The 22,399-nt window shown below is 63.0% G+C and carries 26 protein-coding genes; 18 read left to right on the forward strand and 8 right to left on the reverse strand.

Annotated elements, in window-relative coordinates; genetic code table 11:
• The first annotated feature begins 418 nt into the window (after positions 1–418).
• A complete protein-coding gene (locus ABWO17_RS03760; RefSeq protein ID WP_353116227.1) occupies positions 419–1,705 on the forward strand; it encodes an OmpP1/FadL family transporter in 1,287 nt (428 codons plus the stop codon).
• Between the two features lie 589 nt (positions 1,706–2,294).
• On the opposite strand, the gene dsrP is transcribed toward ABWO17_RS03760, so the two are convergent.
• The 7 genes from dsrP to ABWO17_RS03795 all read right to left on the reverse strand — a co-directional run bounded on the left by dsrP (position 2,295) and on the right by ABWO17_RS03795 (position 9,311).
• Positions 2,295–3,458 carry a sulfate reduction electron transfer complex DsrMKJOP subunit DsrP gene (gene dsrP, locus ABWO17_RS03765; RefSeq protein ID WP_353116229.1) on the reverse strand — a complete coding sequence of 388 codons (1,164 nt, stop codon included), beginning with the start codon at positions 3,456–3,458 and terminating at the stop codon, positions 2,295–2,297.
• Between the two features lie 11 nt (positions 3,459–3,469).
• A complete protein-coding gene (gene dsrO, locus ABWO17_RS03770; protein ID WP_353116231.1) occupies positions 3,470–4,249 on the reverse strand; it encodes a sulfate reduction electron transfer complex DsrMKJOP subunit DsrO in 780 nt (259 codons plus the stop codon).
• On the reverse strand, positions 4,249–4,629 hold the full coding sequence (gene dsrJ / locus ABWO17_RS03775; RefSeq protein ID WP_309541591.1) for a sulfate reduction electron transfer complex DsrMKJOP subunit DsrJ: 381 nt from the start codon (positions 4,627–4,629) through the stop codon (positions 4,249–4,251). The genes dsrO and dsrJ overlap by 1 nt, the downstream gene beginning before the upstream one ends.
• A gap of 2 nt (positions 4,630–4,631) precedes the next feature.
• Positions 4,632–6,242, reverse strand: a complete 1,611-nt coding sequence (dsrK, locus tag ABWO17_RS03780; RefSeq protein WP_353116234.1) for a sulfate reduction electron transfer complex DsrMKJOP subunit DsrK — start codon at positions 6,240–6,242, stop codon at positions 4,632–4,634.
• 9 nt (positions 6,243–6,251) lie between these two features.
• A complete protein-coding gene (gene dsrM / locus ABWO17_RS03785; RefSeq protein ID WP_353116236.1) occupies positions 6,252–7,259 on the reverse strand; it encodes a sulfate reduction electron transfer complex DsrMKJOP subunit DsrM in 1,008 nt (335 codons plus the stop codon).
• Between the two features lie 15 nt (positions 7,260–7,274).
• Complete coding sequence (locus tag ABWO17_RS03790; RefSeq protein ID WP_353116238.1) at positions 7,275–7,820, reverse strand: RsbRD N-terminal domain-containing protein; 546 nt, start codon at positions 7,818–7,820, stop codon at positions 7,275–7,277.
• Between the two features lie 450 nt (positions 7,821–8,270).
• The gene (locus tag ABWO17_RS03795; protein WP_353116240.1) at positions 8,271–9,311 is read right to left on the reverse strand and encodes a hypothetical protein; all 1,041 of its coding nucleotides are present in this window, start codon (positions 9,309–9,311) and stop codon (positions 8,271–8,273) included.
• Between the two features lie 92 nt (positions 9,312–9,403).
• Here ABWO17_RS03795 and ABWO17_RS03800 point away from each other — a divergent pair, with 92 nt between their 5' ends.
• A complete protein-coding gene (locus tag ABWO17_RS03800) occupies positions 9,404–10,420 on the forward strand; it encodes a M48 family metallopeptidase (protein WP_353116242.1) in 1,017 nt (338 codons plus the stop codon).
• Between the two features lie 193 nt (positions 10,421–10,613).
• On the opposite strand, the gene sat is transcribed toward ABWO17_RS03800, so the two are convergent.
• Positions 10,614–11,900: a sulfate adenylyltransferase gene (sat, locus tag ABWO17_RS03805; RefSeq protein ID WP_353116244.1), complete on the reverse strand. Its 1,287-nt coding sequence runs from the start codon at positions 11,898–11,900 to the stop codon at positions 10,614–10,616.
• A gap of 1,147 nt (positions 11,901–13,047) precedes the next feature.
• On the opposite strand from sat, the gene rpsL reads away from it, so the two are divergent.
• From rpsL to rplX, 16 genes are all read left to right on the forward strand, one after another.
• The gene (gene rpsL / locus ABWO17_RS03810; protein WP_007521010.1) at positions 13,048–13,419 is read left to right on the forward strand and encodes a 30S ribosomal protein S12; all 372 of its coding nucleotides are present in this window, start codon (positions 13,048–13,050) and stop codon (positions 13,417–13,419) included.
• A 15-nt stretch (positions 13,420–13,434) separates the two neighbouring features.
• A complete protein-coding gene (rpsG, locus tag ABWO17_RS03815) occupies positions 13,435–13,905 on the forward strand; it encodes a 30S ribosomal protein S7 (RefSeq protein ID WP_012611244.1) in 471 nt (156 codons plus the stop codon).
• Between the two features lie 18 nt (positions 13,906–13,923).
• The gene (gene fusA / locus ABWO17_RS03820; protein ID WP_353116247.1) at positions 13,924–15,999 is read left to right on the forward strand and encodes an elongation factor G; all 2,076 of its coding nucleotides are present in this window, start codon (positions 13,924–13,926) and stop codon (positions 15,997–15,999) included.
• Positions 16,000–16,784: 785 nt separating this feature from the next.
• Positions 16,785–17,102, forward strand: coding sequence for a 30S ribosomal protein S10 (rpsJ, locus tag ABWO17_RS03825; RefSeq protein WP_007521013.1), 318 nt, complete (start codon positions 16,785–16,787; stop codon positions 17,100–17,102).
• Positions 17,103–17,114: 12 nt separating this feature from the next.
• A complete protein-coding gene (gene rplC, locus ABWO17_RS03830) occupies positions 17,115–17,744 on the forward strand; it encodes a 50S ribosomal protein L3 (protein WP_353116249.1) in 630 nt (209 codons plus the stop codon).
• A gap of 18 nt (positions 17,745–17,762) precedes the next feature.
• A complete protein-coding gene (gene rplD, locus ABWO17_RS03835) occupies positions 17,763–18,383 on the forward strand; it encodes a 50S ribosomal protein L4 (protein ID WP_353116251.1) in 621 nt (206 codons plus the stop codon).
• An 11-nt stretch (positions 18,384–18,394) separates the two neighbouring features.
• Positions 18,395–18,685 carry a 50S ribosomal protein L23 gene (gene rplW / locus ABWO17_RS03840; protein ID WP_353116253.1) on the forward strand — a complete coding sequence of 97 codons (291 nt, stop codon included), beginning with the start codon at positions 18,395–18,397 and terminating at the stop codon, positions 18,683–18,685.
• A gap of 2 nt (positions 18,686–18,687) precedes the next feature.
• A complete protein-coding gene (rplB, locus tag ABWO17_RS03845; protein ID WP_353116255.1) occupies positions 18,688–19,518 on the forward strand; it encodes a 50S ribosomal protein L2 in 831 nt (276 codons plus the stop codon).
• A gap of 9 nt (positions 19,519–19,527) precedes the next feature.
• Entirely contained in the window at positions 19,528–19,809 is a 282-nt protein-coding gene (rpsS, locus tag ABWO17_RS03850) for a 30S ribosomal protein S19 (RefSeq protein WP_007521020.1), read from the forward strand.
• A 12-nt stretch (positions 19,810–19,821) separates the two neighbouring features.
• Positions 19,822–20,160 (forward strand): 50S ribosomal protein L22, encoded by a 339-nt coding sequence (rplV, locus tag ABWO17_RS03855; protein ID WP_012611250.1) that lies wholly within the window; start codon positions 19,822–19,824, stop codon positions 20,158–20,160.
• Between the two features lie 3 nt (positions 20,161–20,163).
• Entirely contained in the window at positions 20,164–20,805 is a 642-nt protein-coding gene (gene rpsC / locus ABWO17_RS03860; RefSeq protein WP_353116257.1) for a 30S ribosomal protein S3, read from the forward strand.
• Positions 20,805–21,218, forward strand: a complete 414-nt coding sequence (gene rplP, locus ABWO17_RS03865) for a 50S ribosomal protein L16 (RefSeq protein WP_353116259.1) — start codon at positions 20,805–20,807, stop codon at positions 21,216–21,218. Before rpsC ends, rplP begins: the two co-directional genes overlap by 1 nt.
• Position 21,219: 1 nt before the next feature.
• Complete coding sequence (gene rpmC, locus ABWO17_RS03870; protein WP_353116261.1) at positions 21,220–21,405, forward strand: 50S ribosomal protein L29; 186 nt, start codon at positions 21,220–21,222, stop codon at positions 21,403–21,405.
• 4 nt (positions 21,406–21,409) lie between these two features.
• Positions 21,410–21,676 carry a 30S ribosomal protein S17 gene (gene rpsQ / locus ABWO17_RS03875; protein ID WP_353116263.1) on the forward strand — a complete coding sequence of 89 codons (267 nt, stop codon included), beginning with the start codon at positions 21,410–21,412 and terminating at the stop codon, positions 21,674–21,676.
• Between the two features lie 9 nt (positions 21,677–21,685).
• Complete coding sequence (gene rplN, locus ABWO17_RS03880; RefSeq protein WP_007521033.1) at positions 21,686–22,054, forward strand: 50S ribosomal protein L14; 369 nt, start codon at positions 21,686–21,688, stop codon at positions 22,052–22,054.
• 10 nt (positions 22,055–22,064) lie between these two features.
• Positions 22,065–22,388 (forward strand): 50S ribosomal protein L24, encoded by a 324-nt coding sequence (gene rplX, locus ABWO17_RS03885; protein WP_167128968.1) that lies wholly within the window; start codon positions 22,065–22,067, stop codon positions 22,386–22,388.
• Positions 22,389–22,399 lie beyond the last annotated feature (11 nt).

Genomic DNA, 22,399 nt, shown 5'->3' on the forward strand with positions numbered 1-22,399 from the left:
GGCGAGGCTGCGAAGGTGCGGCAGGCGCCCGGCACGTGCACATCAGCGGGGCAGGGGAGATTGCGTGCCCCAGGTTGGAGCGGGAATGGACCGCGTGTGGCCTTTCAGGTGCCGCGAGAGCGCTGGGGTGTTTTGCGCGAGCGTTGCTTTTTCCGTGTTTCCGGGGTGTTTCCGAATGGTTGCAAATCGTTGACGAATCGGATAGCTAAATCCGATTGTGCTTAAGGGGTGCCGTGCCCCGGTACGTGCGTTCGGCCACTGGCCGAGAGGGAACGCGCGGGGGAGCGGCAATCGTCATTCTGCCTGAAAACGTCGGAACGTTCCGTGTGTTCTCCCTTGGACGGTCAGCCGCGCCGGGGGCTCTCTTCGCGCGTGCGCATCGTTCGGCGGCAGGCATACAAATTTTTAGGGGAGATCCATGAAGCGACTGAAATCGTTGGCTGTGTCGTGTCTGCTGGTGTGCACCGCCCTGGCGGGCACCGCGCAGGCAGAGGGCTTTGCCCTGTACGAATGGGGTGCGCGCGGCAACGCCCTTGCCGGCACCATGGTGGCCCGCAAGCCCGATGCATCCGCCGTGGCCTACAACCCGGCCCTGATGACCCAGCTGGAAGGCACCCATGTGATGGCTGGCGTGAGCGCCATCATCCCCAGCGCCAAGGTGGACGTGAAGTACGGCGGCCAGACCTACACCGGCGAAGGTGCCGACAACGTGTGGCTGCCCCCGCATGGCTACCTGACCACCCAGCTCAAGGACAACCTGTGGCTGGGCATGGGCATCTACACCCGCTTCGGTCTGGGCACCGAGTACGACGACGAACATTGGGCTGGTCGATACAATATCTACAACGCCGAGATACAGACCGTTTCCTACAATCCCAATCTGGCGTTCAAGATCACCGACAAGCTTTCCGCCGCCGTGGGGGTCGAGTTCATGACCCTGAAGCTGAACATGGACAAGAAGAGCGACCCCACTGGCGTCAATAATCCCATGACCCCTTCTGCCGCCGAGGTTGATTCGAATCTTGAGGCCGATAGCTACGGCTGGGGTCTCACCGCCGGCCTGCACTACCAGTTCAACGACCAGTGGGCCGCAGGCGTGAGCTACAAGAGCCAGATCGAGCAGGAAGCCCGGGGCGACAACAACTTCACCATCGGGTCCGCGCTGACCGGCATTCCCGGGGTGGTCGCTGTCTATCAGGACTGCGACGTGAAGGGCTCTGTGACCCTGCCTGACATGCTGGCCTTCGGCGTGTCCTACTCCCCGATCCCCGAGCTGAGCATCGAAGTGGGCGCCCTGCTGACCCGCTGGTCGCTGTATGACAACCTGGCCATCTATCACGAGTCGCCCTTTTACGGAGGCGCTGGCGCTCTTGTGAATTCCGAAAAGGACTGGCGTGATGCATGGCGTTACAGCATCGGTGTCGAGTACGCCGCCACTCCGTGGATGGATCTGCGCGCCGGTTACACCTATGACGAATCGCCGGCCCGCAGCGGCAAGATCGACTACCTGATCCCCACCGACGACCGCCAGCTGTACAGCGTGGGTACCGGTTTCCATTGGGACAGCTACACCGTGGACCTGTCCTACACCTACATCGTCGCATCCGACGCGGAATATGACAACCAGGGCGGCGGCGTCTACGACGGTTCCTCGCGCGATGGCCGCACCCACGTGATCGGCCTTTCGCTCGGCTACGCGTTCTAGACCGCCTTTCTCATGCATGCACGGGGCCGCTCCTTCGGGGGCGGCCCTTTTGCGTCCGGGCGGCTGGCGCACGAGGAGCATCGGTACACGCGTGGGTGGAAGCGATGCCGCACCGCTGCCGCCATGATCCGGTTGCGAATCGTGGTGCGGTGGCTGGCTGCACGTGCAGTGGCCCTTTGCCGAGTCGTGTGCAGGCGGCAGCGATTTCAGCCCCGTGGGCCGCCCCTGCGCGCGATTGCCGATACCCTGCGGACACACGGGCGTGCAAGTGTGGCCCCCATGCGTTGGGGACTGCCTCCCTGTGCAGGACAATGCCCTGCACAGGGCAGTCCGTGCCAGAGTATCGGCGGCGGTGACGATGTGTTGCGGCAACGGCCATGTGGTGTGCCGCCCGGCGTTGCGTCAGGGCGCGGCAGACTGGGCAAGACGCACCATCAGGCGATGCGAAGGGGAGGATGGGAAGAACGCGGCATGACCCGCGTGACGGCGGGCGCACCGCGCCAACGGCATGTCTGCCATACATGCGGAAGGGCCCGTGCCGATGCGACACGGGCCCTTTGCAGTCAGGCGGGATATTGCGGGAAGCGGCCTAGAAGGTGCCCGCTTCCTTCTTCACGTCGAGGGCGATCTTCCACAGCACGGAAAGCACCATCAGACCGATGGCGTAGACGCCCACGGTGACGAGGATTTCCGGGAAGCTGGGAGCGTATTCGGTCACCGTGTCGAAGGGGTTGGGGGTAAAGCCGCCGATCAAGAGGCCCAGCCCCTTGTCGATCCAGCTGGCGATGACCAGGATGCCCAGCGCCCACGGCAGTACGCGCTCGTTGTCGCGGATCTGCGGGGGAATGAGCAGGCACAGCGCCAGCATGGCCAGCACGGCTGCCGTCCACATCCAGCCAACCACCCACGAGGCGTGGCCGTCATGGCCCACGAACAGGAAGGTGAGCGGGTGCTGGTGGCCCGGCATGCCGCTGTAGAAGGCCGTGAACACTTCCAGCAGGAAGAAGAACACGTTGATGGCCATGGCGTAGGTGATGATCTTGGTCAGGGTCTGGATGGCTTCGCGGCCCGGATCGAACCCGGTCAGGCGGCGCAGCGCGATGACCAGCAGCAGCAGGATGGCCGGACCGGAGGCGAACGCGGAAGACAGGAAGCGGGCAGCCATGATGGCCGTCAGCCAGTAGTGGCGGCCGGGCAGGCCCGCGTACAGGAAGGCGGTGACGGTGTGGATGGAGAACGCCCACACCACCGACAGGTAGATGAAGAACTTGATCCACTTGGGCGGGTCAACGTCGTGGCGTTCGGCTTCCAGGGTAACCCAGCCGACCAGCGCGTTGATGACCAGGTATCCCATCAGCACCATCATGTCGTAGAACATGATGGAGTTCGGCGTGGGGTGCAGGATGACGTTCAGCATGCGCTGCGGCTGCCCCATGTCGGTGACGATGAAGAGCATGCACATCAGCACGGCCGAGATCGCCATGAACTCGCCGAGGATGATCATCTTCTTGAATTTCTTGTAGTGATGGAAGTAGGCGGGCAGCACCAGCATGACGGCAGAGGCCGCCACGCCGACGAAGTAGGTGAACTGCGAGATGTACAGCCCCCACGACACGTCGCGGCTCATGCCGGTGATGGTCAGCCCGTATTTCAGCTGGAAGATGTACGCGAAGACGCCCAGGCTCGCGATGCCGCCAAGAAACAGCAGCCAGATGTAGAACGCCGGGGAGCCTTTCAGAACCTTCTCGATCATGGCTTCTCCTCCTACACGATGTAGTAGACGCCGGGCTGGGTCCCGATGGAGGGCTTGCGGCGAATGCTGAAGTTCTCGGCAAGGGCCTTGCGAACCGGCGAATTCGGGTCGTCGAGGTCGCCGAACAGGATGGCCCCGTTCGAGGCTTCGACGCAGGCGGGCAGCAGGCCCACCTCAAGCCGTTCGGAGCAGAAGGTGCACTTTTCCACCACGCCGCGCATGCGGGTGGGGAAGGCGGGGTTCGTGTCCTTCAGGTAGGGGCGCGGGTCGCCGAAGTTGAAGCTGCGCGCGCCGTACGGACACCCGGCCATGCAGAAGCGGCAGCCGATGCAGCGGTGGTAGTCCATCACCACGATGCCGTCGGCGCGCTTGAAGGTGGCCTTGGTGGGGCACACGCGCACGCAGGGCGGGTTCTCGCAGTGGTTGCACAGCAGCAGGTAGTCGCGTTCGCGTACGGCGGGGGACAGGTGCTGGCTCATGTCGTCGGTGAACACCCGGTCATACTTGTCGGTCCAGATCCACTTGATTTCCTGCTTGGTGGGAATCGAGGGGACGTTGTGGATGGAGTGGCACGCCTGGATGATGCGATCGAAGTCCTCGCGCGATTCCAGCTTGCGGGTGTCGATGACCATGGCCCAGCGCTTGGCGGCAAGGTGCTTGCCGCCCACCTCGTACTTGGCGCCCGGCATGTCCTTGGCGGCGGCGTCGGCCACGTCCAGCGCGGTCGAGGTGCCAAGGCCGAAGGCGGCAAGCCCGGCGATCTTCAGGAATTGTCTTCTGGTGGTGCTCATTACTGGTTCCCCCTCGGCGCCACATGGCAATCCCAGCAGTAGGGGCTCACGCTGTTGGAGTTGTGGCACTTGTCGCAGAAATCGGCCTTGTTGGTGTGACACTTCATGCAGGTGTTCTGCAGGCTGATGTCCCAGACCTTGCCGTTGGAGGCGACATAGGCGCGCTTGCCTTCGCGCAGGGCCTGGTCGCGCCACACGTCGAGGATGTGCATGTGCTCGGCGCGCATGTATTCGGCCGGTTCGATGCATTCCTTCTGGCCTGCGGGCAGGGCCAGCTGCGGACGCTCGTACTTGGGCGTCAGCAGGTTGGACCAGAAGGGAAAGGTGAACAGCCCGACGAAGATCACGATGCCGGGGATGATGTATTTGCCGTTATACATGGTTATTCATCCTCCATACCGGGCAGTTCTTCCTGCCGCAGGTCCATGGTGCGCTTCTGTTCGCCGCGCATCACGAGGGCGTTGGCCACCAGCTCGTGGGTACCGTAGACCGTGACGCCGGGGGCCCAGTAGTTGGCCAGCGGGGGCAGGGTGGCCCGGTCGATGGCGCAGATGCAGGCCATGGTGTTCACGCCGTGCTTCTGCTGCACGTACCGCAGGGCATTGCCGCGGGGCAGGCCGCCGCGCATGCGGATTTCCATGATCTCGTCGGTGTTCAGGCCGGAACCGCCGCCGCAGCAGAAGGTCTGCTCGCGGATGGTGTTCTCGGGCATGTCCACGTAGTTGTTGCACACGTTCTGGAGCACATAGCGGGGTTCGTCCAGCAGGCCCATGCCGCGCGCCGGGTTGCACGAGTCGTGGAAGGTCACGGTCAGGTGGTCGTTGCGGCTGGGGTCGAGGCGCAGCTTGTTGTGCTTGATGAGGTCGGCCGTGAACTCGGCGATGTGCACCATCTTGGTGGACGCCGCGTTCTTGAACACCGTGCCGGTGATGGGCGACTTGGGCACTTCCATCCTGGACGGGGTGGGGCCGTTGAAGGTGTCCATGTACTGGTGCACCACGCGCCACATGTGCCCGCATTCGCCGCCCAGGATCCACTTGGAACCCAGGCGCTCGGCTTCGGCGTACATCTTGGCGTTCAGCTTCTTCGCCATGTCGAAGGTGGTGAACGAGCCGAAGTTGCCGCCTTCCGAGGCGTAGGTGGACAGGGTGTAGTCCAGCCCGATTTCGTGGAACAGCATCAGGTAGCCCATGAACGTGTAGATGCCGGGGTCGGCGAACACGTCACCAGAGGGCGTGATGAACACGATCTCGTGGCCCTTTTCGTTGAAGGGCGGGTTGATCTTGATGCCGGTCACCGCCTCGATGTCCTCGCAGAGGAACTCGACGATTTCCTTGAAGGCGTGCGGCTGGATGCCAAGGTGGTTGCCGGTGCGGTTGCAGTTGAACACCGGCTCCATGATCCAGTGGATGCCAAGGCCCAGCTCGTGCAGCAGCTCACGCGCGATGGCGGTGATTTCCGCGGTGTCGATGCCGTAGGGGCAGAACAGCGAGCAGCGGCGGCATTCGGTGCACTGGTAGAAGTAGTAGAACCACTCCTTGATGACGTCCTTGTCCAGCTTGCGGGCGCCGACCAGCTTGCCCAGCAGCTTGCCGGCGGTGGTGAAGTCGCGGCGGTACACCGAGCGCAGCAGCTCGGCGCGCAGCACGGGCATGTTCTTGGGGTCGCCCGTGCCGATGAAGAAGTGACACTTGTCGGCGCAGGCACCGCAGCGCACACAGATGTCCATGAACACCTTCAGCGAGCGGTGCTTGTCAAGGCGCGCCTTGAGGCCTTCGTAGATGATCTCTTCCCAGTTTTCCGGCAGGTTCCAGTCTTCCTGATCGGCCGACCACTCGTGAGGGTTCGGCATGCCGAGGGCCTTCATGTTGTCGACCTTGGCCGGATAGCACCACGTGCCGGGCTTGAAATCCGGCTTGGTGTCCATCCATCCTTCCATGGGGAAGGCGGGGATGGTCGCGATCAGCTTGTCGGGAGTTGGCAGTTTGGACATGTCGGCTCCTTACTCGGCGGCAGCGGCTTCTTCAGAGGTTTTGTCGACAGGCAGCCCCGCTTCTTCCATCAGTTCCCGGAACTCGTCTTCGTATTCCGCGTAGGTGCGGTACTTCTTGGGCGGGTTCCAGGGGTTCACGTGGCGCACCGCGCGCGTGTTGTTGGGCAGGTTGCGCGTGGGGCTGAGGAAGACGCCGCCCATGTGCATCAGCTTGCTGAACGGGAAGTACGCAAGCAGGCACGAGAGCAGGAAGATGTGGATGAAGAACGCCGCGCCGATGCCTTCGGGCAGCACGGGGTTCATGGTCACGAGGCCCATGGTCAGCACCTTGACCGCGGCGATGTCCACCTTGGCGAAGTAGCGCATCCAGATGCCGCTGCCCACAAGGCCCAGCAGCAGGAACAGCGGAAAGTAGTCGTTGGCTAGCGAGATGTAGCGCACCTTCTCGCTGAACAGGCGGCGGGCCAGCAGGAAGCCGAGGGCCGCCACCACCAGCACGTCGGTCATGAACATGCGGGGCACGCCGATCTGCATGATGCCGTCAACGAACTCGATGGCGGTCAGGGCAAAGGGCACCGGTTCAAGGAAGAACCGGAAGTGCCGGATGAAGATCAGCAGGAAACAGTAGTGGAACAGCAGCGCGAAAAGCCACAGCCACTTGGCCGAATAGTAGACCACGCGCGGGCCTTTCTGGATTTCGACCGAAGTGTTCCGGAAAAGCGACCGGAACAGCAGCACTTCGAGAAGCATGCGCCCCACGGTGCCAGCGGTGGTGAAGGGGCTGTCGAGCCGGGCGGGCTTGATCCAGTCCAGCGACTTCTGCTGGCCGCCCGTGGTCGGGATGCGGAAGGGAACGGGCGACTTGGCCCAGTCCACCATCCGCCAGACGAAACCGCCGATGAACACGAGCACCGCGGCATACGGCAACACCACCCCGATAAGATACTGGAAGCCAGAGGCAGCTCCCAGCCAGGCGATGCAACCCAGCGCAATGACCGCTAAAAGTGAAATGAACATTCCGTTACCTCGCTGCTAGGCTATCGGTTTCTGCGTGTCCGGTTCCCCTACCGGCTTGTCCAATATACGTTCAGCCCTGCGCAGGAGCTGGGCGTACCCACGTTTGAAATCGTCAACTTTCATCATGTGCAGGCGCTCCCGGCATGCGGCATACTTGCCGAAAGCCATGAGCGCCACGGTATCGATGCGCGATTCCACCTCCAGCTGCTCGTCGTGCAGCCCGTGCTTCACGATGGCGGGCCGCAGCATCTTGCGGAGCACCGTCTTCAGCACGAACAGCACGCCCACGGCCTGTTCCGGGGAGAAATTCTGGATGGCCCGGATGCGGATGACATCCTCTATGGCCTCGGAAAGGCGGGCATCGTCCACGTCTTCGCCGGCAATGGCGTCGAAGATGACCACGGCGGAAGCCGCGGTGGTGTGCCCCACGGGGTTGGAGAACTGGTCCCTGCTGCTGCGCAGGAAACCTACGGTATCAAATGGATAGGTGCCATACATGGCATCTATCCACTTGTGGATGATGGCGTCCTTGTGCTCGGCGAGCAGGTCCCTGATGGTCATGTGAACTCTTTGCCGTTGCGGTTAGCGGGCGCGCCTCTTGCGGCGCACCCCCCTATACGGCGTTTTTTTCGCTTTGTCCAAGCGAAAAGGGGGGATGCGTCGCCTCCCCGGACAAACCCCGCGCACGGCGCGCACGGGTGCGATGTCTGAAAAAATGATTTTTTTCACATAGTCTGAAACGCCCGAAAGGTCAACAAATCTTGCGGTTTCTGGTTGACTGCTCAATTTGTCGGGCGAGTCCGGCGGTACCGGGGGCAGGGGGAGGAGCCTGGTCCACTACGGCCCAGGCCAGGCCGTGGCGCGGGGCATGGCAGGGCCCGCAGTCTGGTACAACCCCGACAGGCCGCATTCCGGCCCTGGGCAGGCGCCCGGCGTGGTGAAACGGAGCAGGCGGGCGGCGCTGCCGGGGGGGCAATGGCGGCGGCGCTGACGGCAGGCCCTGCGTGATGCCTAGTTGCAGGTGGCGTTGCTGGAGGGGGTCTGCCCGCAGCCCGCGAAGTCGTTGGTCAGGAACGGCAGGGGTGTGTCCTGCCCCGTGGGGGCAGGGGCTGGCTTGCCTGCCTGCCCCTGTACCGGCGTGGAGGGACCCTGCTGCGGGGCGGCGGGACGTGCGGGCTGTGAAGAGGCCGGGGCGGTGGTGGCGGTTCCGTCAGCCCCGTGGCCGAAGGGCAGGCGGGGCATGCCCGCCATCAGCATCACCGGCAGCCGGTCCGCTCCGGTGGAAAGCACGCGAGCCTTGTTGCGCAGCAGCTTCCAGCGCAGCCGGGCCTGCTCGTACAGGGACATTGCCGGGGCCTCCGGGGTCTCCACAGCCTTGCGCAGGGCATCCGCCACGGACGCCCCCTGTTCAATGGCGCGGCGCATCTGCTCAATGGCCAGGATGTCGTCGTCGTTTTCGGCCACCGGGCGGTAGGCCACGGTGTCCGGCGCGGCACCGGCAAGGGCGGTGATGGCCTGGCGGCAGGCCGGGCATGACGGCGAGAAGTACAGGGTGACGGGGGCGTTTTCCGGCCCCGTGAGGTTCCAGGTGCCCATGCGCTCGGTGGCCAGGGCCGCGCCGTTGGCGAAGAACAGGCCGCCCCACACCAGAAGCAGGATGGAGATGCGCTGTTGCCGGTCGCGGCGTGGTTCACCGGGAATGGCCACGAAGGCCCCGGCGATGAGCGCGGCCACCACCAGGCAGGCCGCACAGGGGGCGGTAAGTGCCATCAGTGCCAGCAGTGCCGTGTCGGCAGCCAGCATCAGCCAGGCGAACCCGCGCGCGGCGCCCTGCTTGCCGAAGATGCAGAACAGGGCTAGGAGCGAGAACGCGCCCGTGCCATACCACCACAGGGGCAGGCCCCATATGGTGAGGTTGCTGTACAGCGAGCAGCCGGTGCTGACGCATAGCGACTCGGAAGGGGCGATGGCGGCCCAGGCGCAGAAGGCCGCGCCCAGCGCGGCGAGCAGAAAGCCGCCCCAGATTGAGGCGGAACGATTTGACGCGAGCATGTCTCGAATCTCCAGTGCGGGTCTTGCGGAAAGGCCAGCCCGAGGCGAGGCGATAGTATGCGGTAAACAGGCACAGGTAAAGCCCCGTACACATGAGCCCAACGAACCCCTTGAAAGACCTGATGCGACGGTTTGCCGGACTCCGGTCGGGATGGCCCGAAGCCGGACGCGAGGCTGAGCCGGATATCGTCCGGGGCAACGGCCCTGACGGTATCCATGACAAGGAACACGGCAGCGGGCACGGCCACGCGCATGGTCGTGTGCTGGACGAGGCCTCGCCCGATGCCGCCGCCGTTCCTTCACCCGTCGTGGCCTGGCCGCCCCGGCACGACGTGCGCACCAGTCCCCGCGCCCGGCGGGTGCGGTTGCGTATCGTGCCCCGGCGCGGGCTGGAGGTGGTGATACCGCCCGGCTTCAGCGCAACGCGCATCCCGGAGGTGCTGGAGCGGCACCGTACGTGGATCGTGCGGGCCCTGCTGCGGGCCGGGCTGGCCGAGCCGGTGCCCGGCCCGGCGTACGGTTCGGATGGGGGCGAGGGTGGACCGGGCATCGGGCAGGGCTTCCAGCCCGGAGCCGGGGCCTTCCTTGGGCCGGACGGCATCCGCAGTGTACCCACCGAGGTGGTGCTGCCCGCCGTGCAGGCGAGGTATGGAGTGATTCGTGCGCCCCTTGCGCCGGGCATGCGCCCGGAACTGCGCGAGGTGGACGCCGCCCTGCGCCTGCGCGTGCCGGAAGGGGGTGGCGGTGACGGCGTGGCCGTGGACCTTCTGCGCGACTGGTTGCGCGCAGTGGCTCGGCGTCGGCTGGCGCCGTGGCTGCACGCGCTGGCCGTGGAGCATGGCTTTCACTACCAGCGCTGCGTGGTGCGCATGCAGCAGACCCGCTGGGGCAGTTGTTCCGCACGGGGCACCATCAGTTGCAATGCAAGCCTGCTGTTCCTGCCGCGCGAACTGGCCCGCCATGTGTTGCTGCACGAGCTTTGCCACACCGTGCACCTGGACCATTCATCCCGTTTTCATGCCCTGCTGGACCGGGTGGACCCGGATGCCGCACTATGGCGCGAGGGGTTGCGTTCCGGGTGGTCGCATGTGCCGTGGTGGGCGCGTTAGGTGTAGTGTTTCGGTAAGTTGTGCACCTGCGGCTTCGCTATCGATGGTGCGAACTGGCGCGGTTCCCGGCGGGGGGGCCGCGCCTTCGTTTGAGGTGGGCGCGTTGGGCTTGTGCCAACCCGCCAGCACGCAAAAAAAGGGGAGGCGCCTTGCGGCGCCTCCCCGATGTAGCGAGCGTTGAAGTGGCCGGAGCCTACTTCATCACGGAGCCGGAAGCGGCCTGCTGCATCTTGACCTCGACCTTTTCGGTCAGGCCTTCGTAGTAGGCGCGCAGGATTTCCAGCACTTCGTCGCGGCCGAAGTGGTCGGCAACCGCGGCGCCGTCGGACAGGGCCTTGCGCAGCTTGGTGCCGGAGAGGATGACGCGGTCTTCCTTGCCGTGCGGGCAGGTACGCAGGGAGGCCATGCCGTCGCACTTGTAGCAGTAGAAGGTCCAGTCGATCTTCAGCGGGGTGCAGATCAGGGCCTTGCCGGGTTCGGGGCAGGCTTCGTTGGTGTAGGGGATCTTGTCGAAGATGGTCTGGGCTTCGAACATGCCGTAGAAGTCGCCCACGCCAGCGTGGTCACGACCGATGATCATGCGGTTGATGCCGTAGTTCTGGCGGAAGGTGGCGTGCAGCAGGCCTTCGCGGGGACCGGCGTAACGCATGTCCAGGGGGTAGCCGGCCTGGATGACGTTCTGCTTCACGAAGTACTTTTCGACCAGGGTGTCGATGCACTTCACGCGCACTTCGGCGGGGATGTCACCGGGCTTCAGGGCGCCCACCAGGGAGTGGATGACCACGCCGTCGCACACTTCGATGGCGATCTTGGCGAGGAATTCATGCGAACGGTGCATGGGGTTGCGCAACTGCAGGGCGGCAACGTTGGCCCAGCCGCGTTCTTCCATTTCGGCGCGCAGTTCGGCGGGGCGCTTGTACACGCCGGCGAACTTGGTGGGGAAGTCACCTTCGGACAGCACCTTCACGGTACCGGCGACGTTGAATTCCTTCTGTTCCATGACCATCTTCACGCCGGGGTGGTCTTCGAGCGCCACTTCCCAGAACTTCTGGGAGTCGGGGCCATCGCCTTTGAAGACGAGTTCGCATTCCCACTTCTTGTCGGCTTCGGTCATTTCGTAGATTTCTTCGATCTTCATGGTGGCGAAGGTTTCACCCTTGCGCACCAGGGCCACTTCGTCGCCCACCTTGACGGCAGCGGCGTCTTCCTTGGAGATGTCCATGGTCACCGGCACGGGCCAGAAGGTGCCGTCGGCGGTGGTCATCTTTTCGCAGACGCTCTTCCAGTCGGCCTTCTTCATGAAGCCGTTCAGCGGAGAGAAGCCGCCGATGCCCATCATGATGAGGTCGCCCTTGGTGCGCGAGCTGATTTCGATCTGCTTCAGGCCAGCGGCCTTCTTGAGTTCGGTTTCGCGGGCGGCACCTTCGAGCAGGCAGCAGACGAGACCCTTACCACCATGAGGGGGAACCAGCTTGGACATACCTTCCATCCTCCAAATGAATGTGTTGTTGCCATGGCGCGCCGCTTCGGGGGCGGCGGCGTACGAAAAAACTGTTCTCGTGTGAGAAGCATGTGGAAGCGGCGGTGCATTCGGGAGTGCATCTCGCCGTTCACGTATTCCTCTTGTGAAATATTTTACATAATGTCAAGCGGCAAATGGGAGAAAAGCGTCAGCCCGCTGATTTTGCGCCGGAAAAAGCACGCACGCCCGGTACGGATGGGGCGGCCCGGATTGCCGCGCATGGGGAAAAACGCAGGTTTGCGCGGCGCTGTGTTCAGGCGGCAGGAAGGGGCGGGGGCGGCGATGCGGAGGCGTGCTGTGCCTGGCGGGTGTGTTGTTGCGGGACCGTATCTGTAGGTTTTTCGTGTTGGCGAGGGTCTTTATAATACCCCGAAGTCATGGGATTAGATTGGCCGTTCATGCGGAGCGGGCCAGGCTGGCCGACGCTGGCCTGCGGCAATGGCGCGAGGGCGCACGACGGAAGGTGACAATTGTCCACCAATTTGGTTGTGATAAAATGACCAAGGGGGTGTGGCCAAGGCGCCCGACATCGGGCGCCTTGGGATGGGTAGGGGGTGTTGGATTCTCCCGTCCGTCCGGCAGCCCCCCGCATCTGCAGGATGGGGCCCGAGCGCACTGCGACGCGCGGGGTGCTCTGCCGGAGTAGCTGTGCCGATGCTGTGCGTGGGGCATATCAATAATACATGACGCAGCCTGTTCTGGGGTGGCTGCGGTGGTGCAGGTGCAGGTGCAGGGGCAGGTGCAGGGGCAGGGGCTGCCAGCTTCGCGGTTGTGCATGGTCGCGCCGCCCGTGGGCGTGGGGGAAGGGCGTAACGTTGCCCGAAGGTTGGTATGGAAAAAACTTGTCCATCGGGAGGAAAAGGGGTACAGAAGCTGGGTTCAGGACCATGGTGGGCGATTTTGCGGGGATGCTGGCTGCTGGAACCCCGCCCCACCGGAGCGCTTGCGGTGCGTCCGGTAGCCCGTGTGACCGTGTGTTCGGCGCGAACCTGCCCCGTAGGTGATGGGCGGGTTCCGTATCATGTTGCTTGACAACGGTCAGGCGCTGGGCTATGCCCATGCGCCTTTACCGATAGTTTCCGATCCACTTTCACGGAGGAGCAGAATGCCCACTATCAACCAGCTCATTCGCAAAGAGCGCAAGGCAGTGCTGAAGCGGAAGAAGACTCCCGCTCTCCAGGCCTGCCCGCAGCGCCGTGGCGTGTGCACCCGCGTGTACACCACCACCCCGAAGAAGCCGAACTCCGCCTTGCGTAAGGTCGCCCGCGTGCGCCTCACCAACGGTATCGAAGTTACCGCCTACATTCCCGGTGAAGGCCACAACCTGCAGGAACACTCGGTCGTCATGATTCGCGGCGGCCGCGTGAAAGACTTGCCCGGTGTCCGCTACCACATCGTGCGCGGCACCCTCGACACTGCCGGTGTGCAGGATCGTCGCCAGGGCCGTTCCAAGTACGGCGCCAAGCGTCCCAAATAGCAAGGGAGTATTTCGATGCCTCGTAAAGGTCCCGTCCCCAGACGTGAAATTCTGCCCGATCCGGTGTACAACAGCCGGCTGGCCGCCCGTTTCATCAATCGCCTGATGTACGACGGCAAGAAGGGTGTGGCAGAAAAGCTGTTCTACAAGTCGCTCGAAACCCTGGGCGAAAAGACCGGTGAAGAGCCCCTGAAGGCGTTCGAACGCGCCGTCGAGTCCGTGAAGCCGCACCTTGAAGTGAAGGCCCGCCGCGTTGGCGGCGCCACCTACCAGGTGCCCATGGACGTGCGGCCCGACCGTCAGGTCTCGCTGGCCATCCGCTGGCTGATCAACTATGCCCGCTCGCGCGGCGAGAAGGGCATGTCCGCGAAGCTTTCCGCCGAGCTCATTGATGCCTTCAACAGTCGCGGCGGCGCCGTGAAGAAGAAGGAAGACACCCACCGCATGGCCGAAGCCAACAAGGCCTTCGCCCATTACCGCTGGTAGGGCGCCGGAGTACCCATCGTGTCCAGAACCGTCCCCCTCGAACGGCAGAGGAACATCGGGATCATGGCCCACATTGACGCGGGCAAGACCACGACCACCGAGCGCATCCTCTATTACACCGGCGTTTCCCACAAGATCGGCGAAGTCCATGATGGCGCGGCCACCATGGACTGGATGGAGCAGGAACAGGAACGCGGCATCACCATCACTTCCGCTGCCACCACGTGCAGCTGGAAAGATTACAGCATCAACATCATCGACACGCCCGGCCACGTCGACTTCACCATCGAAGTCGAACGTTCGCTGCGCGTGCTTGACGGTGCCGTGGCCGTGTTCGACGCCGTTGCCGGCGTCGAGCCGCAGTCGGAAACGGTGTGGCGCCAGGCCAACCGTTACGGCGTTCCGCGCATCTGCTTCGTCAACAAGATGGACCGCATAGGCGCCAACTTCTTCCGTTGCGTCGACATGATGGTCGAACGCCTGGGCGCGAAGCCCATTCCCATCCAGTTGCCCATCGGCAGCGAAGACAAGTTCGAAGGCGTGGTCGACCTCATCCGCGGCAAGGCCATCAAGTTCGACAAGTCCAGCAAGGGCGTGGAGTTCACGGAAGAAGACGTGCCCGCCGACATGATGGACATGTACGAAGAAAAGCGCCTTGCCATGGTGGAAGCCGTGGCCGAGGAGGACGAAGCCCTGCTCGAGAAGTACCTGGGCGGCGAAGAGCTGACCGAGGAAGAAATCATCTCGTGCGTGCGCAAGGCCACCATTGCCCGCAACATCGTTCCGGTGTTCTGCGGCTCTGCCTTCCGCAACATGGGCGTGCAGCCGCTGCTTGACGCGGTGGTCGACTTCCTGCCCTCGCCGCTGGACATCGAACAGATGAAGGGCATGAACCCGGACAAAGAAGGGGAAGTCATCGTTTGCAATTGCAACGACAAGGAACCTCTGGCCGGTCTGGTGTTCAAGCTGTTCTCCGACCCGTACATCGGTCACCTGTCCTTCTTCCGCATCTACTCCGGTTTCATCGAGTCCGGCATGACCGTGCTGAACTCGACCACCGGCAAGAAGGAACGCGTCGGCCGCCTGCTGCGCATGCACGCCAACAAGCGTGAAGAGATCAAGTGGGCGGGCGCTGGCGACATCGTGGCCGTGGTTGGCCTGAAGCTGGCCTCCACCGGTGATACCATGTGCGACGAAAAGCGCCCCGTGGTGCTCGAATCGCTGGATATCCCCGAGCCGGTCATCGAAGTGGCCATCGAACCCAAGACCAAGGCCGACCGCGATGCGCTGTCCGCCGCCCTCGCCAAGCTGGCCAAGGAAGATCCGTCGTTCCGCGTGAAGGGCGACGAGGAAACCGGCCAGACCCTGATCGCGGGCATGGGCGAACTGCACCTCGAGATCATCGTCGACCGCCTGACCCGCGAGTTCAGCGTCAACGCCAACGTGGGCAAGCCCCAGGTTGCGTACCGCGAAACCATCACCGCTCCGTCCAAGTCGGACATGAAGCACGTGAAGCAGTCGGGCGGTCGTGGCCAGTACGGCCACGCCGTCATCGAGATCGCGCCGAACCCGGGCAAGGGCTACGAGTTCGTCAACGCGATCTCCGGTGGCGTCATCCCCAAGGAATACATCTCCCCGGTGGACAAGGGCATCCAGGACGCCATGAAGAGTGGCGTGCTGGCCGGGTTCCCCACCGTGGACATCAAGGTTACCCTGGTGTTCGGTTCGTACCACGACGTCGACTCTTCGGAGCAGGCGTTCTACGTGACCGGCTCCATGGCCATCAAGGACGCCATCCACAAGGCCTCGCCGGTTCTGCTCGAACCGATCATGGACGTGGAAGTGGTGACCCCCGACGAATACCTCGGCGACGTCATGGGCGACCTGAACGGCCGCCGCGGTCGCGTGCAGAACATGGAAGCCCGCGTGGGCTCCCAGGCCGTGCGCGCCCAGGTGCCGCTGTCCGAGATGTTCGGCTACGCCACCGACCTGCGTTCCAAGACGCAGGGCCGCGCCACCTTCTCCATGCAGTTCCATCACTACGAGCGGGTTCCGGCCCAGCTCGCCGAAGAAGTGATCAAGAAGAAGGGCTAGCCCTTCCTCTCGTGGAGAGAGCGGAGCCATCGGTAAAGGACTCCGTAGAAAGCAGAGCCCCGGGCAAAAACCCGGGGCTCTTTTTTTTCGAAAATTCTTGACGGGGATGGCTGGGTGGGGTAATCAATCCACTCGCGCCGGTTCTCCGGTGCGAAAAACGTGATCCCCGAAGCTTCGGGGGCCCCTGTAACGGCAGGGGAAGGGCAGGTCGAGCCTGTCCTGATGCGTTTGGCGCAAGCCAAGCTTTGACAATTGCAGGCGTTACCGAATGCCGCAATTATGTCATGCCGTTCCAGCCCGTCGTTAACCCCTTGTTGGCGGGCTGTAAGGTACTGTACGTGCGGGGCGCTTGCGCCCTATTCGGTGACCCCTGTGGTCCACCTGCACTCGCCGGAGCATGCTCCGGCCAGGGCCAGGCTGGCGACAACATGGGTGATCTTCCCGGACGGATACCGCGAAAGCGGTGCCGCGAGGCGAGTGAGAAGACCTTTGGGTGTGCCAGTCGGCCTCCCTCCCCGTCTTTCTCTCCATCGCTCCACATCCTCGAAGATCACGGCACCCCGTCCCCCGCCGGACGGCAAGCCGCCATGGCGTCACATGCCACCTGAGCCCACGTCGCGGAAGCGGCGTCCGGGTATCGCGTAGCTCCGGATGCTTATGGCGGGTCTCGGTGTGCCGCCACCGAACGTGAGGAACTCTGCAGCCTACGGCTCCTGCCTCTCACCTCATGGCAGTCGGGCGCCGGACGGCAAGGGTACGTTTGCCAGATAACGGAGTAATCAACAATGACGACAGTTAGCAGTGATCGTATCAGAATCAAGCTGAAAGCTTACGATTACCGCATCCTCGACAAGGCTGTGGCGGAAATCGTGGATACGGCGCGCAACACGGGCGCCGGGGTGGCTGGTCCCATCCCCCTGCCCACCAACATTCACAAGTACACCGTCAACCGGAGCGTGCACGTCGACAAGAAGTCGCGCGAGCAGTTTGAAATGCGCATCCACAAGCGGCTCATGGACATCCTCGAGCCTACGCAGCAGACCGTGGACGCACTGGGCAAGCTGAGCCTGCCCGCCGGTGTGGACGTCGAAATCAAGCTCTAGTGAGAGGAAGTCATGGCTGAGAAATTGGGTATCCTGGGTCGCAAGGTCGGCATGACCCGCATTTTCGCCAGTGATGGTTCCGCCGTGGCTGTTACGGTCATCCAGGCCGGTCCCTGTCCGGTCATCCAGGTTCGCAACGGCGAGACCGACGGCTACAACGCCGTGCAGATCGCCTTTGAGGAAGCCAAGGAAAAGCACGTAACCAAGCCCGCCCGTGGCCACTTCGCCAAGGCAGGCAAGGGTCTTTTCCGCAACCTCCGCGAAATTCGCCTGGAAGCGCCTGCCGAATTCGAAGTCGGCCAGGAACTCACCGTGTCCCTGTTCGCCGCTGGCGAAAAGGTGAAGGTGACCGGCACCAGCATAGGCAAGGGGTACCAGGGCGTCATGCGCCGCTGGAACTTCGCCGGCTCCAAGGACACGCACGGCTGCGAAAAGGTGCATCGTTCCGGTGGTTCCATCGGTAACAACACCTTTCCGGGTCACGTGTTCAAGGGCAAGAAGATGGCCGGCCACTGGGGTGACGAGCGCGTGACGGTCAAGAACCTCGAGATCGTCGACATTCGCGCCGAAGACAACGTCATTCTGGTGAAGGGTGCCATTCCCGGCCCCAAGAACGGCCTGGTTCTGGTGCGCAAGCAGTAACGAAATGAGGATGATCACATGGCTGTGGTGAAAGTATACGATCAGAACAAGAAGGAAGCCGGCGAACTGACGCTCGCTCCCGAGGTGTTCGAGGTCGAGGTGAAGCCTGAGATTCTCAATCTCGTGGTCCGTGCGCACCGCGCCGGGCTGCGCTCCGGCACCCATGCCACCAAGACCCGCGCCTTTGTTTCCGGCGGCGGTGCAAAGCCCTGGCGCCAGAAAGGCACAGGCCGCGCCCGTTCCGGCTCGAACCGTTCGCCCATCTGGCGCGGCGGGGCGGTCATTTTCGGCCCCCAGCCCCGCGAGTATGGCTTCAAGGTGAACAAGAAGGTCCGCCAGCTGGCCCTGAAGATGGCGCTCAGCTCGCGGCTTGCCGGCGAGAACCTGATGGTGGTTAAGGGCATCGAACTGCCCGAGATCAAGACCAAGCTGTTCGCCAAGGTGGCCGGTACCCTGGGTCTCGAGAAGGCCCTGGTGATCACCGCCGAAGCGGATACCACCCTCGCCCTTTCGGCCCGCAACATTCCCGGCATTACCCTGATCACCGCCGACCAGCTCAGCGTCTACGAGATTCTGAAGCACCCGAAGCTGGTGATGTTCGAGGGCGCCGTCGAATCCGTCCAGGCCCGGCTGAAGTAGGGAGGTTGGTCATGGATTATACACAGATTCTCGTGAAGCCCCTGGTGTCCGAAAAGGCCACCTTCGTGAAGGACCAGGCCCAGCAGGTCGTGTTCTTTGTGAACCCCCGGGCCAACAAGATCGAAATCAAGAAGGCCGTCGAAGCCGCCTTCAAGGTCAAGGTGACCGACGTCAATGTCGTCACCAAGAAGCCTGCCGACAAGGTCCGTCAGGGTCGCGTCGTGGGCCGGATCTCCGGCTGCAAGAAGGCTTATGTGACCCTGGCTCCCGGCGAAAAAATCGAATTCTTCGAGGGAGTGTAAGCATGGCTGTTCGCAAGCTGAAACCGACATCTCCCGGTCGCCGCTTCCAGACCGTCTCGGATTTCGAGGAAGTCACCAGGAGCACGCCCGAGAAGTCCCTTACCGAGGGGCTGACCAAAAAGAGCGGTCGCAACAACAATGGCCGCGTGACCATGCGCCGTCGCGGCGGCGGTCACAAGCGCCTGTACCGCATCATCGACTTCCGTCGTAACAAGCTCGGTATCGCGGCCACCGTCGCGCACATCGAGTACGATCCCAACCGTACCGCCCGCATCGCGCTGCTGCACTACGCAGATGGCGAGAAGCGCTACATCCTCGCTCCGCTTGGCATCAAGCAGGGCGACAAGGTGCAGGCTGGCGAAGGCGCGGACATCAAGCCTGGCAACGCCATGCCCATGGCCCGCATCCCGGTCGGTACCGTGCTGCACAACATCGAGCTCCACCCCGGCCGTGGCGGCCAGTTCTGCCGCGCCGCCGGTACCTACGCCCAGCTGGTGGCCAAGGAAGGCAAGTATGCCCTCCTGCGCATGCCTTCGGGCGAAGTGCGCAAGGTGCTTGCTGCCTGCTGCGCCACCATTGGCCAGGTCGGCAACGTGAACCACGAGAACATCTCGTTGGGCAAGGCGGGCCGCAATCGCTGGCTCGGTCGTCGTCCCAAGGTCCGCGGTGTCGCCATGAACCCCATCGACCACCCGTTGGGTGGTGGTGAAGGCCGCAGCTCCGGCGGTCGCCATCCGGTGACTCCGTGGGGCGTGCCCACCAAGGGGTACAAGACCCGCGATCGCAAGAAGGCTTCCTCGAAGCTCATCGTCAAGCGACGCGGTCAGAAGTAGGAGTAGAGCATGCCCAGATCCCTGAAGAAAGGTCCGTTCATCGACGACCATCTGATCAAGAAAGTGGAATTGGCCGTGTCGAACAGCGACCGCCGCGTCATCAAGACGTGGTCGCGTCGGTCCACCATCGCTCCCGAGATGGTCGGCCTGACGTTCGCGGTCCACAATGGGAAGAAGTTCATTCCCGTGTTCGTCACCGAGAACATGGTGGGTCACAAGCTGGGCGAATTCGCCCCGACCCGCACGTTCTACGGGCATGCCGCGGACAAGAAGAGCAAAGCAAAGAAGTAGTGGGTGAATCCGATGGAATCGAGAGCCACCGCGAAATTCATGCGCGTGTCGCCGCGTAAGGCCCGGCTTGTTGCCCAGAACGTGAACGGGCTGCCTGTCGAAGACGCCATGAATATCCTTAAGTTTACGCCCAACAAGCCCGCCGACATCATCTTCGGCGTGCTGCGTTCCGCCCTCGCCAACGCCGAGCAGCTGCCCGGCATCGATGTGGACGCCATGGTCGTGAAGCAGATCGTCATCAACGAAGGCCCCACCTGGAAGCGGTTTCTTCCGCGTGCGCAGGGTCGCGCCACCAAGATCCGGAAGCGTACCAGCCACATCACCGTGATTCTCGCAGAAGGGCAGGAATAGGTTATGGGTCAGAAAGTACATCCTTACGGCTTCCGGCTGGGGTACAACAAGAACTGGCAGTCGCGCTGGTTCAGCAAGAAGGACTATCCCACCTTCGTCTTCGAGGATCACAACATCCGCAAGTTCGTGAAGAAGACGCTGTACCACGCCGGTCTGTCCAAGATCGAGATCGAGCGTGCCGGCGGCAAGGTGCGGCTGATCCTCTCCACTGCGCGTCCGGGCATCGTCATCGGCCGCAAGGGCGTGGAAATCGAAAAGCTTCGTGGCGACCTGCGCAAGAAGTTCAAGCGCGAGTTCTCCATCGAGGTGAACGAAATCCGCCGCCCCGAAGTGGAAGCCCAGCTCGTTGCCGAAAACATCGCGCTGCAGCTTGAACGCCGCGTGGCCTTCCGTCGCGCCATGAAGCGCACGGTGTCCATGTCGCGCAAGTTCGGTGCCGAAGGCATCAAGGTGACCTGTTCCGGCCGCCTCGCCGGGGCCGAAATCGCCCGTACCGAATGGTACCGCGATGGTCGCGTGCCCCTGCAGACCCTGCGTGCCGACATCGACTTCGGTTTTGCCGAGGCCCGCACCACCTACGGGGTGATCGGCGTCAAGGTCTGGATTTTCAAGGGTGAAATTCTGGACAACGAGGTAGAACAGTAATGTTGAGCCCCAGAAAGGTTAAATTCCGCAAGTGGCAGAAGGGCCGTCTGCGTGGCATGGCCACCCGCGGCGCCACTGTCGCCTTCGGTGATATCGGTCTTAAGGCAGTAGAACACGGCAAGCTGTCCAGCCAGCAGATCGAGGCCGCCCGTATCGCCATGATGCGCCATATCAAGCGCGGCGGTAAGGTCTGGATCCGCATCTTCCCCGACCATCCGGTCACCGCCAAGCCCCTCGAAACCCGCCAGGGTTCCGGTAAGGGCGCCCCGGTGGGCTGGTGCGCTCCGGTGAAGCCGGGCCGCGTGCTTTACGAAATCAAGGGCGTCAGCCTGGAGCTTGCCAAGGAAGCTCTGACGCGCGCCGCCCACAAGCTCCCCATCAAGACGACCATTGTCGTGCGGGAGGGCCTCTAGAATGAACGCCGCAGAACTGAGAAAGCTCAGCGCTGAACAGCTCAAGGACAAGTTGGCAGAATCCCGCAAGGAACTGTTCGATATGCGCTTCCGCCACGCCACCGCGCAGTTGGAGAAGACCTCCAGCCTCCCGGCGACCAAGCGCGACATCGCCCGGATTCTGACCATCCTGAAGGAAAAGGGGTAAGCCCATGTCCGAAGAACTGATGAACCGCAAGGGCAGGGTGCTCACCGGGATCGTCGTCAGCGACAAGAACGACAAGACCGTCGTCGTTCGCGTCGAGACGCTGGTGCAGCATCCCCTGCTGAAGAAGTACGTGCGCCGCCGCAACAAGTTCACCGCTCACGATCCCCAGAACGAGTGCGGCATCGGCGACAAGGTGAAGATCATCGAGTACCGTCCGCTCAGCCGCAACAAGCGCTGGCATCTGGTCTCCATTCTCGAAAAAGCCGTGTAGGGGTTTGCGATGATCCAGGTAGAATCCACGCTGCAGGTGGCGGACAATTCCGGTGCGAAGAAAGTCGCGTGCATCAAGGTGCTCGGCGGCTCCAAGCGCCGCTACGCCACCGTGGGCGACATCGTCGTCGTTTCCGTGAAGGAAGCCCTGCCGCACTGCAAGGTGAAGAAGGGCGACGTGATGCAGGCCGTCATCGTGCGCACCCGCAAGGAAGTTCGCCGCGTCGACGGTTCGTACATCAAGTTCGATTCCAACGCGGCCGTTCTGCTGAACAAGCAGGGCGAGCCGGTGGGCACCCGCATCTTCGGCCCCGTTGCCCGCGAACTGCGCGGCAAGAACTTCATGAAGATCGTCTCGCTGGCGCCCGAAGTGCTCTAGGAGCCCACAAATGAAACAGTTCCGCATCCGCAAGGACGACAAGGTTGTCGTCATCGCCGGCAAGGACAAGGGCAAGATCGGCAAGGTGCTGAAGGTTCTTCCCAAGAAGGACGGAGTGCTTGTCGAGAAGGTCAACATGGTCAAGCGCCACATGCGCGCAAATCCGTACCGGCAGCAGCCGGGCGGCATCATCGAGAAGGAGATGCCTGTTGACATCTCCAACGTGATGGTGATGTGCGATGCGTGCGCCAAGGCCACCAAGGTGGGCTACCGCTACACCGAGGACGGCAAGAAAGTTCGCTTCTGCAAGAAGTGCAACGAAATCATTGGATAGGGTGAGAGACG

Origin of the sequence: Nitratidesulfovibrio sp. (assembly GCF_040373385.1) — a bacterium.
GTDB lineage: Bacteria > Desulfobacterota > Desulfovibrionia > Desulfovibrionales > Desulfovibrionaceae > Cupidesulfovibrio.